Source organism: Lentzea kristufekii (genome assembly GCF_033949925.1).
In the GTDB taxonomy this organism is placed as follows: domain Bacteria; phylum Actinomycetota; class Actinomycetes; order Mycobacteriales; family Pseudonocardiaceae; genus Lentzea; species Lentzea kristufekii.
Window position 1 is genome coordinate 389,767 of sequence record NZ_JAXAVV010000002.1, and the last position, 12,170, is coordinate 401,936.

Here is a 12,170-nt window from a genome sequence, read left to right on the forward strand (position 1 = left end):
TGGAAAGCCTCTACTGAGCAAGGAGGCCCCACCATGACCACAACCGCTCACCCGAACGTCGCAAATTCCGTCGGACTCGCCGAGTTCCTCGCCACCGCGGGCACGCTCACCCTGGCGCAGCGCAAGCTCATCGTCGACCAGGCGCTGATCGTGCTGGAGCAGAACTACGCGCACCTGCCTCTCAAAGTCGCGATGCACGCGGTGAATCCCGTGCAAAGACTCAGAGTCCTGAGAGCGAGACTCGAACGGCAGACCGACGCCACGGCCGAGCCCGAGTGGCAGTTCCACCGCGAGCTGTCGAGCACGTTCCACTCGGTGCGCGACCTGCACACGAACTACCTGCTGCCGGCGCCGTTCGCGGGCAAGATCGCCTTCCTGCCGTTCCAGCTGGAGCGCTGCTTCGCCGAGGACGGCACCGAGCAGTACCTCGTCGCCCGCACGGTCGCCGGTTTCGACGGCCTCGCGGCCGGTGCCGAGGTGACGCACTGGAACGGCACGCCGATCGCCCGCGCGGTCGCGTTGAACGGCGCGGTCTTCGCCGGCAGCAACACCGCCGCGAACCTCGCCCGCGGCCTCGAGTCGCTCACGTTGCGCCCCTTGGTGATCCAGCTGCCGCCCGACGAGGACTGGGTCGTCGTGACCTACCGCGACGAGACCGGCGTCGCGGGGGAGATCCGCGTCGACTGGCAGGTCACGGAGAACCTGCCGCCCATGACGGACGTCGACGAGCTGTCGCCGGCGGCGGCCGCCCAGGGCGTCGACCTGGACTCCGACGAGAAGGCGCGCGCCAAGAAGTTGTTGCACGCGCCCAAAGTCGTGCAGGCCGAAGCCTCCGGTGGCGCGGTCGCGATGTCCGCGCAGGACGTGCCGACGACGATGCCGGGCGTGTTCCGGGCCCGCCCCGTCGTCACGCCGTCCGGCACGTTCGGGCACCTGCGGATCTTCACGTTCAGCGTCGACGACCCGGACGCGTTCCTCGCCGAGTTCGTGCGGCTCGCGGCCCTGCTGCCGCAGAACGGGCTCATCGTCGACGTGCGCGACAACGGCGGCGGCCACATCTTCGCCTCGGAGTTCCTGCTGCAGACGATGACGCCGCGGCCCGTCGCGCCGGAGCCCGTGCAGTTCCTGAGCACGCCGCTGAACCTGCGGATCTGCCGCCGCCACGCCGAGGACCCGACCGGCCAGATCAACCTCGGCCCGTGGTTCCCGTCGCTCGACAGTTCGACCGAGACGGGGCAGGCGTTCTCCTGCTCGCACACGATCACACCGGTCGACGGCGCGAACGCCGTGGGCCAGACCTACCACGGCCCGGTCGTGCTGATCACCGACGCGCGCTGCTACTCGGCCACCGACATCTTCGCCGCGGGCTGGGCCGACCACGACCTCGGCCCGATCCTCGGCGTGGACGACAACACCGGTGCGGGCGGCGCGAACGTGTGGACGCACGGGCTGCTGTCGACGCTGCTGAAGATCCCGGCGCCGGTCGACGCGGAGTCGCCGTACAAGCCGTTGCCCAACAAGGCGAACATGCGCGTGTCGATCCGCCGCACGTTGCGCGTCGGCAAGCTCGCCGGCACGCCGGTGGAGGACCTGGGTGTGCGCCCGACGCACCAGCACAAGGTCACGCGCGCGGACCTGTTGCAGGGCAACGTGGATCTCCTCGCACGAGCGGGAGAGCTGTTGCAGGAGCAGCCGGTGCGGCGGCTCGGGGTGGCGGTCGCGGGCACGACCGTCTCGCTGGACACCGTGAACCTCGACCGGGTGGACGTCTACGTCGACGGCCGCCCGGCGACCTCGCTGGACGTGACCGACGGCGCGCACACCGCGACGCTGGCCGCGACCGGGCGCGAGGTGCGCGTCGAGGGTTTCGCGGACGGGCAGCTGGTGGCCGCGCGCAAGGTCACCAGCTGATCGAGCGGGCGCTTCCGGTGACTCCATGACCGGAAGCGCCCGCTCTCACTTCTTGCTAGCGGGTGAACGTGTACGCGCGGTCGGAGGCCACGGCCGCCAGCTGCGCCTCGGTGCCCGGCGTCCAGCTCTGCGCCCAGACCACCTCACCGTTGCGGCGGAAGTTCCACGCGATCGTGATGCCGTGCTGGTCGTTCTTGGTGAAGACCGTCACGCCACCGCGGTGGTCGCTCGCCCTGCCGGTGCACTTGTCCCGCTCGCAGAGCTGCCTGGGCGACTCCTGGAAGAAGCCCGGAGCGTTGACCTGCATGAACACCGTGTTGCTCTGGCCGTCGACGGTGAACCCGGTCCAGTTGGTCACGTACTGCATGTCGTCGAACAGACCCTCGGCCTCGCCACCCCAGTTGCCGGGCGAGACGTCCTGCGCGCCGCGGAAGACCTTCGGGAAGGTCTGCTGCTGGCGCGCGGAGAACCCGGCCGTCTGCTTCTCCAGCTCCGCCTTGGTCTTGTGGACCGGCGTGACGTCCTTCGGCGGCCACACGAGATCCCCGGAACCCGATGCCGACGCCGATGCCGTGCCCGCGAGACCGATCAGTGCGAGGCCCGTCAGGGCAGCCGCCATCACCTTGCGCATGCGCATTTGTTGAATCCCCCTGTGAGTACGTGCTTGCACAGAGTGAGACGCCGAATGATCACCTGAGGTTGCGTCGGGCTACGGCCAACCCTGACGGCCTTCAGCCAACCTTGACGGCCTTCAGCCGACCCTGCCCTTCCGCCCGCGGGGCAATACGCCTCGCTCTCGCGCCTTGGCCACCCACTTCCGCACGGTCTTCGGCGACACGTGCGCTAGTTCAGCGATGGTTGGCGCTGGATGAAGGCCCTTGAGGATGGCGAGCCGATAGGCCGTAACGACGGTCTCCAAGAACTCGCGGGTGATTCGGCTGCCGGCAGGTGGAGTGATGATGGGGAACTCCTCAGCTTCCACATCGACGCCTTCGCTCTCTCTTGCCGCAGGAGCCTGTTTCACGGTCGAGTTGCGGAACTGCGCGAACCAAGCCTCTGCCACCCAGTTCTGCATGGCCTCTTGAATGCCCTGTTTGCGACGCCAGCTGCCGCCCTTGAGCGGTCCCCCGCAGGTGTCACACGACCGACCGTCGTGGGTCGAACCTCCCCAAGAGGTGGCGTAGTGCCTTGCGAGTCGCCGGAGATCAGGCCCCGGAATCCCGAGGCGGCTCTCCAAGTGATCTTGTTCGCTCACTACGACCGACGCAAGCAGGTTGGCTGGCAATCCGCGGACTGCATCTGTTGGGAGAGGCTCACCTGCACCATCGAGGTAGAGCTCGTACAAACGCCAAGTGCCATCGACATGTTTGCCGAAACGTGCGTAGACCGCACCAGGAAGGCCCGCACCGTTCAGACGGACCCAGCCGCCATTTCCGTATCCGATCAGCACAGGGGTAAGTCTGTGCCTTAGATGGGTAAGTTTGGGAGTCTTACCCCTCTAACGGGTCAACTACCGTCGGTCCTGCAGTGCCTTGAACGCACGACCGTTGATCGGAGTTGGACGTGATACTGGTACTCCTCGCCCTTGCGGTCGTGGCTCTTCCGACTTTGATCGCGGTATGCGGTTCCGTCGTACCGCAATCTGCCAGGCGCCGACGTGACGCATTGCGTGCTCTGGAACTGCTGACGCGGAACCCACGAGTCAAGCGATCTCGGCGTGAACTGAACTGAGGTTGCGTCGGACTACAGCCAGCCGCGCCGCATCGCCTGGACGCCCGCCTGGAACCGGGTCTGCGCGCCGCACCGGTCCATCAGCTGCCGCACCCGCCGCTGCACCGTGCGGGGCGCGAGCCCCAGCTGCCGTGCGATCGACTCGTCGGTCAGCCCGGCGGCGAGCAGCCCCAGCAGGTTCGGGTCCACGTCGGCCGCCGCCGCGTAGATCCCGCCAGGGCTGAACGGGATCCCCTTGTCCCAGTACAGCTCGAACGTCGAGCGCAGCACGTCCAGCAACGCGGACGGCCGGATCAGCAGCACCTTGTCGACGATGTCGCCGTTCACGACGGGGAGCACCGCCGCGTGCGTGTCGATCACCGCGAGCTTGAACGGCAGCGTCGGCGTCACGCGGGCGCGTTCGCCGGCCGCGACCAGGTCGATGATCTCGGTGACCCGGCCGGGGATGTCGACGGCCGAGCGGTCGTAGACGACCCGCCACTGCACGTCCCGTTCCCGCGTCTCGTCCTCCAGAGCGACGTGCTGGCCCAGCGGCGTCACGTACGGCGGCTGGTCGAGCACGCAGACCTCCCCGCGGGCGCCGCGCAGCAGGGCGTGCCACAGCTCGCGGACAGCGTCCACACCGGACACCACCTCGACGAACGCGTTGTCCGCCAGTTCCTCGTCGCGGTTGCGCAGGTACAGCTCCATCAACGGGCCGATGTCCGCGCGGGCCCGCCGGTTGGCCTCCTCACGCGCCGCGATCAGCGCCTCCACGGCCAGGTCCGGCGCCACGGCCTGCCACACGTCACCGGGCAGGTGCCGGACCAGGCCGAGCTCCCGCATCTCCTCCAGCACCGGGACCGCGACGCCGATTTCGTCCGTCGTGCGGCTTCCACCCGTTACCAGAAGCTCGTAAACGGCCGTTAGCTCCGGTGCGACGCCCAAGTGTCCGAACACGGCCACATTGTGCGCCATTCGGCGCAGTACCCCTGTCGTGAACACGCCAGTGTCGTCAAACGGACTCCACTAGACCTGTTTTCGCAGGTGTGGCCCGGCTTACCGTCCTCCCACCTCCGCAGCCGGTTCAGAACACTGACGCCCTCAACGGCACGCGAAGGCCCCTGCGTGGAAGGACCTCACGTGAACGGATTGCGACGCACGAGTGTGTGCGCCGCGGCAGTTTCCGCCGCCGTGCTCAGCGTTGTCGCCCCATCGGCGACCGCAGCCCCCGCCCAGATCCAGTCCCAGCCGGACTCGACCCAGGTGAACCGCCCCTTCGAGCGGCTGATCGTCGGCTACAAGCCCGGCACCGCCGAAGCCTCGTCCGACTCCGCTGCCTCGGACGACGCCCGCAGCAAGGGCAAGTCCGTGCACCGCCGCATGGCGAGTGGCGCGGTCGTCGTCGACCTCGGCGCGAAGACCACGAACGCCGACAACACGATCCAGGCGTTCAAGAACGACCCGAAGGTCGCCTACGTCGAGCCGGACCTGCTGATGCAGCCGTTCGCCGACCCGAACGACACCGACTACTCCCGGCAGTGGGACCTCTTCGAGGCCACCGCGGGCATGAACGTGCCCAGCGCGTGGTCCAGCACCACCGGCTCCGGTGTGACCGTCGCGGTCATCGACACCGGCTACGTCGCGCACAGCGACCTGGCGGACCGGGTCGTCGCGGGGTACGACTTCGTCTCCGACGCGGCGCGTGCCCGTGACAACAACGGCCGCGACTCGAACCCGGCCGACCAGGGTGACTGGGCGGCGCGCGGCGAGTGCGGCACCGACGCCAACGGCAACCCTGTGCCCGCGCAGGACAGCAACTCCTCCTGGCACGGCACGCACGTGGCCGGCACGATCTCCGCGTCCACCAACAACGGCAAGGGCATCGCGGGCATCGCCTACGACGCCAAGATCCAGCCGTTGCGCGTGCTCGCCAAGTGCGGTGGCGCCACCTCGGACATCGCCGACGCGATCACCTGGGCGTCCGGCGGCACGGTGAGCGGCGTGCCCGCGAACCAGACGCCCGCCAAGGTCATCAACATGTCGCTGGGCGGTAAGTCCTCCTGCTCCACGACGTACCAGAACGCGATCAACGGTGCCATCAACCGCGGCTCCACGATCGTCGTCGCCGCCGGCAACTCGAACGACAACGCGTCGCTCTACACCCCGGCCAACTGCTCCGGCGTGATCACCGTCGCGGCGTCGTCCCGTGAGGGCAACCGGACGTTCTACTCGAACTACGGCACCCGCATCGACATCGCGGCGCCCGGTGGCGAGACCCGTCGCGGCACCGACACCCCCGGCACCATCACCACGCCGGAGAACGGCATCTGGTCGACGCTGAACGCCGGCACCACCGTCCCCGGTGCCGAGAACTACAAGCCCTACCAGGGCACGTCGATGGCCGCCCCGCACGTCGCGGGCCTCGCGGCACTGCTGGTCGCCAAGAAGCCGTCGCTCACGCCGGCCCAGGTCAAGGACCTGATCAAGACCAACGCCCGTCCGCTCCCCGGCACCTGCTCGGGTGGCTGTGGTGCCGGTCTCGCGGACGCCGCGAAGACCGTGGCCGCCCTCGACACGACTCCGCCGCCCTCCGGTGGTCTGGAGAACACGACCGACGTCGCGATCGTGGACCTCGGCACCGTCACGTCCTCGATCAGCTCCACGGTGACGGGCAACGCCTCCTCGACCACCAAGGTCGGCGTGGACATCGTCCACTCCTACCGCGGTGACCTGGTGATCGACCTGATCGCGCCGGACGGCACCGCCTACCGGCTGAAGAACTCGTCCTCTTCGGACAGTGCCGACAACGTGGTGGCGACCTACACGGTCAACGCCTCGTCCGAGGTCGCGGCGGGCACGTGGAAGCTGCGGGTCCAGGACGTGTACTCCGGTGACACCGGGTACATCAACGCCTGGAACCTGACCCTGCGATAGCTCCACGAGTTCGCCGAGGGGCGGCGCCTCCCAGCCTGTTTCTGGGGGAGCGCCGCCCTTTCACGTGTTAGCGACTTCCTGTTCGCGGGTAACGTCGCTGACATGGCCACACTGGTGACTTTTCACGCCCATCCCGACGACGAGTGCATCGTGACCGGTGGCGTGATGCGCAAGGCGTTCGAGGAGGGACACCGCGTCGTGCTCGTCGTCGCGACGCGAGGCGAGGCGGGGGAGGTGCCCGACTTCCTGGAGGAGGGCGAGGAACTCTGGCAGCGCCGGGTCGTGGAGACGCATGCGGCGGCGGACCTGCTGGGGGTCGCGCGCGTGGAGTTCCTGGGGTACCGCGACTCCGGGATGATGGGCGACGAGCTCAACGACCAGCCCGGTTCGTTCTGGACCGCGGACGTCGAGGAGGCGGCGCAGAAGCTCGCGGCGATCCTCGTCGAGGAGGACGCGAAGGTGTTCCTGACCTACGACAGGTTCGGCGGTTACGGGCACCCGGACCACATCCAGGCACACCGGGTCGGCATGCGCGCCGCCGAGATCGCGGGCACCCCGGCCGTCTACCAGGCGCTGGTGCGCGAGTCGGAGTTCCGCGAGGCGTTCCGGAGGGCGGACATCGAGGAGCCGCCGCCGCTCGGCGAGGGCGCGGTGCCCGAGTCGGAGATCAACGTCGGCGTCGACGTCTCGAAGTACCTGGAGGTGAAGCGGCAGGCGATGCGCGCGCACGCCTCGCAGATCCCCGAGAAGTCGTTCTTCCTGGCGCTCGACGAGCCGACGTTCGCGCACGCGTTCGGCACCGAGTGGTTCATCCGCGAGGGCCACGAACCCGCGACCGCGCTGGACCTCTAGCAACGACGAACGGGGGCGGTCCGAAGTGGACCGCCCCCGTCGATGGTTCAGCTAGTTCACGCGCTGCGGCGGCGACGCAGGAACAGCAGGGTGCCGGCACCGGCGCCCACCAGACCCAGACCCGAGAGCAGCAGCCACGTCGGGGACGCACCGGTCGCCGCGAGGGGCGGTTCCGGAGCGCTGCCGCCGGGGGCGGCCGGGGTGGTCGACGGCGGGACCTCGGAGGACGAGGGCACCTCCGGGGCCGTGGTGGCCGGCGGCGTGGTGGTCGTCGTGGTCTCTTCGGTCTTGGTCGGCGGCTTCTGCACGCACGGCTGGTCGACCGTGTACGTCTTGAACTTGTCGAAGTCCTGGCCCTTGGCCTTGTTCGTGTCGTAGGCCTTCACGTCGACCGTGAACTTGTGGGCGACAGTGCCGTCCAGACCCTTGAACGTCTTCGTCCAGGTGGCGCCGAACTTCTCGGTCTCCTTCCCCTTCTCGGGGATGAGAACCGTGTCACCGTCCTTGACCACGACGGTGTTCCGCTTCTCCGGCGCGAACTGCGTCAGATCCACGTGGAGAACGACGTCCTTGCCGTCGCACTTCGCGTACCCCGTGGCCGTGTGTGCACTAGCCGGGGTGGCCATGGCCAGCATGACCAGGCCTGCGGTAGCGGTCACCGCGAACGCGCCCAGAACTCTCCTTGCCAACGAATCTCTCCTGCTCTGTTTGATGCGTGGCGGGTCGAGCAACATTCATGATCTGAATCACCCGACCGGGTGAATCGCGTCACGCTAACAACACAGAGCGTTCGAAAGGTCACTGTATGACAACGCTACGGTGTCACCACGGAAAGATCCTCATGTTTTCTGTTAGGCCGATCGCGCCCGCGACCAGCCGCATCTGTTCCACGCCGCGCACGTCGGCGTCCAGCAGGCGCGGCGAGCAGATCATCACGGCGAGTGTCTGGGCGCGGGAGAGTGCCACGTTCAGCCTGTTGCGTGATAGAAGAAAGTCCAGGCCACGGGGCAGGTCCACGGTGGACGACGACGTCATGGACATGATGACGGCAGGTGCTTCCTGACCCTGGAAGCGGTCCACGGTGCCCACCCGCGTGCCCTCGAACCCGGCCTCGGCCAGCCTGCGCCGGATCACCCGCACCTGCAGGTTGTACGGCGCCACCACGAGAATGTCCGCATCGGTCAGTTCGCGCGTTTTGCCGTTGTCCGTCCAGGTGCGACCGACGATCGCGCGCACCGTGTCCACCACGGCCTCGGCTTCCTCGACGGACGACGTGATGTTGTGCCGGTGGTCGACCTCGCGCAGGTAGATCCCGGGCTCGATGCCGGAGATCGACCGGTGGGCGGCCGTTTCGTGCGAATGGAGCAGCCCGGCGTAGGAAAGTTCGGACACGGGACGGCAGACCGCCGGGTGCATCCGCCGCGTCTCGGCCAGGAAGTAGCCCAGGTGCGGAGGGATCACGTCGGCGTCGCCGAGCAGGTGGCCCAGTGCCGAGGCGTCCGAACCGGGCGGGTGCACGCCCTGCACGACCTGCGGCAGCTGCTGCGGATCGCCCAGCAGCACGAGGTTGCGCGCGGCCGTCGCCACCGCCACCGCGTCGGCCAGCGCGAACTGACCGGCCTCGTCGATGATCATCACGTCGAACGGCTGTGCCTTGATCACGGCGTTGGAGAACGTCCACGCCGTGCCGCCGACCAGGTGACCCTGCGGGTGCTCCTCACGCCACTGGGCCAGTGCGCCGTTGCTCTTCGGCTGGTCCCACGGAAGGCCCTCCTCGGGCTTCTTCTCCTTGGGACGCTTGGCCATCGGGATGTCGGGATCCACTGAGGACAGCACGTTCTCCACGGCCTTGTGCGACGTCGAGGTCACCGCGACGGTCTTGCCCTGGTCGATCAGGTGCCGCACGAGCTTGGTCGCGAGGTACGTCTTGCCGGCGCCGGGCGGTCCCTGTACGGCGAGCGTCCCGCCGTCGAGCTGGTCGACGGCCTTGATCACGGCCTGCACCACGTCGTCGTGCTGCGGCAACGGTTGCACAGGCGGTGTGCGCAGCAACAGGTCGATGCCGGGGTTGCGGGGGAGCAGCGGCAGCAGGCCGACGGCCTGCTCGGCCAGTTCTGCGACGGCCTCGTCCTTGGGTGACGCGGGTACCGGACTGCCCGGCAGCACGGCGATCGGCAGTTCGGAGTGCTCCTGCGAGTTGCTCTCGGTCAGCACCAGCTCGTACGGGTTGTCGTCGGCCACCACGGCGTTGCGCGTCACGTTGCCGGGGTAGAGCAACCGGACCTGCTCGCCCGAACCGAACGGGTGCGGGCGTTCCGGGTCGATCCGCGCGTGCACCTGCCGCTTGTGCGTCCGGACCCGCCCGGCCGGAGGCACCCAGTCCTCGGCCTTCAGCGTGATCGGCACCGCGCAGTTCGAATCCGTCTCCAGATCGGAGATCGGCGCGAGGGCCTGCCGGAAGAAGTCACCCCACGCCGGACTCGCCTCACGCCGGTGGTAGCCCACCGTCGCCGCGAACAGGTCATGCCCTTCCGCCAGCAACGGCTCGGTCAACGCCGCCATCCGGCGCGCCCGCTCGGCCGCCTTCTCCAACGCAGCCTCGTCGCGCTCCTGCGGCGGCGTGGTCTCGATCTCGCGCTCGACCTTGATCCGCACGAGCAGATCCCGGAGTCCGCGAGTGGGGACCTCGTCGTCCAGCAACGGCTTCAGCGCGGGCAGCGTGTACTCCCGAGTGGACACCCGCAGCACCCGCCGCGTCAGCGCGCCGAGATCGACGCAGCGCCGCACCAGTTCGTCCACTTCGGACTCACGCGTCGCCGTCCTGGCGGCCCGCCCGGCGAGGTCGTGCGGCGTGAAGTGGTAGACCGTGCCGACCGGCGTCCGGTCGACGAACTCCTCGAACGTCCCCTCCCAGCCCGGCGTCCGGAACGTGTCGCCGTCGACCTCCAGGAACACGTCGTCCTCGGCGGGCTCCGGCAGGTTCGCCAACGCCTCCGGCGCCACGACCTCGTAGGTGATGACGCCCGTGCGTTCCTGCTGCACCTGGAGCCGGGCCTGCGCGGTCAGCGCCGTGAAGCTCGCCGGAGACAACGTCGCGGGCCGCTCCTCGGTCACCGCAAGCGCGTCGATCGTGTCAATGCCGGCTGAAACCAGCTTCCGCCGCTGGTCGGCGCGAAGCCCGGCCACCAACGACAGGTCCCGCGCCTCCTCACGACCGGAGGCGCAGTGACGAGCGAACCGGCACCCGGTGCAGGCCGCCCGCACATCACCCCACGACCGCTTCGGTGCCGGTGAGGGCTTCGCGAGCCGCGTCCGAAGGCGCCCCACCAGGGGAACGAAGTCGGCGACGCGGAACGACGTCCGCCGGCCGTCGACGATCAGGTGCGCCCGAGCGGCACCCAGCGCCTGCGCCGCCGCGACCAGCGACAACACGGCCAGGGGAGTGGCGTCCGAGGCCTCGTCGCACGGCTCGTAGCCGTCGGCCGTGCGCACGAGGGTCTGAGCGGTGCAGTGGAACACCCCGTCGAAGAACACGGCGTGCTCGATCAGGTCCTTGCCTGACCGCATCTCCGCGGCCGTCCGGGCAGCGGCGAGGTGCAGTTCGGAGGGGTCGCCACGCCGTTCGTCACGAGCGAGGAAGCTGCGGTGCTCGCATTCGAGCAGGTCGACGAGATCGGACGGGCTGGCGAGCATGGCTGCCGATGCTAGCGCCGCCCCCTGACAGAACGGGCGTGCGACCCGCGTTCATCCCCGACTCGCGGGTCGCACGCCCGCACCATCAGGTGCCGCCTAGACGTTCGCCTCCACCAGGTGCAGCAAGGCCTCGTGGTGCGTGTTCGGGTAGTCGTGCGGCCGGAACGGACGTGTCTGCGCCCGCACCAGCGCCGCCGCCGCGGCCAGCTCGCCGGTGCGCACCTCGGTGTCGCGGTGCAGGAACGGGAAGTGCGGCTCCCGGACCTCGTCGGGCCACAGCAGCGTGTGCAGCACCAGCACCCCGTGCTGCGGCCGGATGGCCGCCAGCGTTTCCTTGCCGCGCAACGCGAACTTCACGATCGCGGCGGTCTTGGTCCGCTCCAGCGTCTCCCGCAGCAGCACGTAGGACCGCACGGCCAGGTCGTCCGGCTCCAGGTAGTAGCTGCGGTGCAGCGCGACCGGGTCCACGTCGACCTGCGGCGCGAACTGCTGCACGTCGATCACGCCGTCCTCCGGCGCCGGCAGGTCGCCCGGGTCGATCTGCACGATCCGGCCGTCGTCGAGCTCGTAGCCCCGCCCGATGTCCTCCGGCGCCAGCCGCAACGAACACTCGCCGCACACCTGCTGGTGGCGCACGCGGCCGCTGTCCTCGCGGTGCACCAGGTGCACCTTGCTGCGATGTTCGGTGGCCGCGGACACCAGCCGCACCGTCATCGTCGTCATCCCGAACCGAAGTGCTCCCCGCCACACAGTCCTCATGACAAATGAGTACTCGAACAGGTGTTCAAATAGACCTGTGACCTGACGAAAGGGCTCGTTCGGGTGCGTCCGACGGGTACCTCGGACACGTGTGTCACCAAAAACACTTCACCGTGACATTCCTAGAAGCCGAGTTGGTGAGGTGGGGGGACCGGGGGATAGCGCGGGCGGGGAGGGAAAACACCCGGGGGGGGGGGGGGGGGGGGGGGGGGGGGGGCCGGGGGGGGGCGGGGGGGGGGGGGGGGGGGGGGGGGCGGGGGCGGGGGGGGGGCCGGCGGCGGCCCCCCCCCCCCCCCCCCCCCCCCCCC

9 protein-coding genes are annotated in these 12,170 nt (G+C 69.1%); 3 read left to right on the plus strand and 6 right to left on the minus strand.

Annotation, left to right across the window (positions count from 1 at the left end; all coding sequences use genetic code 11):
* The first annotated feature begins 33 nt into the window (after positions 1-33).
* Positions 34-1,911 (plus strand): S41 family peptidase, encoded by a 1,878-nt coding sequence (locus SK571_RS05400; RefSeq protein ID WP_319982913.1) that lies wholly within the window; start codon positions 34-36, stop codon positions 1,909-1,911.
* 55 nt (positions 1,912-1,966) lie between these two features.
* On the opposite strand, the gene SK571_RS05405 is transcribed toward SK571_RS05400, so the two are convergent.
* The 3 genes from SK571_RS05405 to SK571_RS05415 all read right to left on the minus strand — a co-directional run bounded on the left by SK571_RS05405 (position 1,967) and on the right by SK571_RS05415 (position 4,581).
* Entirely contained in the window at positions 1,967-2,548 is a 582-nt protein-coding gene (locus SK571_RS05405) for a hypothetical protein (protein WP_319982914.1), read from the minus strand.
* A 114-nt stretch (positions 2,549-2,662) separates the two neighbouring features.
* Positions 2,663-3,361, minus strand: a complete 699-nt coding sequence (locus SK571_RS05410; RefSeq protein WP_319982915.1) for a hypothetical protein — start codon at positions 3,359-3,361, stop codon at positions 2,663-2,665.
* A gap of 293 nt (positions 3,362-3,654) precedes the next feature.
* Complete coding sequence (locus SK571_RS05415) at positions 3,655-4,581, minus strand: LuxR C-terminal-related transcriptional regulator (protein WP_258950478.1); 927 nt, start codon at positions 4,579-4,581, stop codon at positions 3,655-3,657.
* A 183-nt stretch (positions 4,582-4,764) separates the two neighbouring features.
* On the opposite strand from SK571_RS05415, the gene SK571_RS05420 reads away from it, so the two are divergent.
* Both SK571_RS05420 and SK571_RS05425 read left to right on the plus strand, forming a co-directional pair.
* The gene (locus SK571_RS05420) at positions 4,765-6,558 is read left to right on the plus strand and encodes a S8 family serine peptidase (RefSeq protein ID WP_319982916.1); all 1,794 of its coding nucleotides are present in this window, start codon (positions 4,765-4,767) and stop codon (positions 6,556-6,558) included.
* A gap of 102 nt (positions 6,559-6,660) precedes the next feature.
* A complete protein-coding gene (locus SK571_RS05425) occupies positions 6,661-7,410 on the plus strand; it encodes a PIG-L family deacetylase (RefSeq protein ID WP_319982917.1) in 750 nt (249 codons plus the stop codon).
* Positions 7,411-7,466: 56 nt separating this feature from the next.
* Here SK571_RS05425 and SK571_RS05430 read toward each other — a convergent pair whose 3' ends face one another.
* From SK571_RS05430 to ku, 3 genes are all read right to left on the minus strand, one after another.
* Positions 7,467-8,099 carry an LPXTG cell wall anchor domain-containing protein gene (locus SK571_RS05430; protein WP_319982918.1) on the minus strand — a complete coding sequence of 211 codons (633 nt, stop codon included), beginning with the start codon at positions 8,097-8,099 and terminating at the stop codon, positions 7,467-7,469.
* A gap of 133 nt (positions 8,100-8,232) precedes the next feature.
* Entirely contained in the window at positions 8,233-11,103 is a 2,871-nt protein-coding gene (locus SK571_RS05435) for a bifunctional RecB family nuclease/DEAD/DEAH box helicase (RefSeq protein WP_319982919.1), read from the minus strand.
* Between the two features lie 96 nt (positions 11,104-11,199).
* Complete coding sequence (gene ku / locus SK571_RS05440) at positions 11,200-11,862, minus strand: non-homologous end joining protein Ku (protein ID WP_319982920.1); 663 nt, start codon at positions 11,860-11,862, stop codon at positions 11,200-11,202.
* Positions 11,863-12,170: the final 308 nt, after the last annotated feature.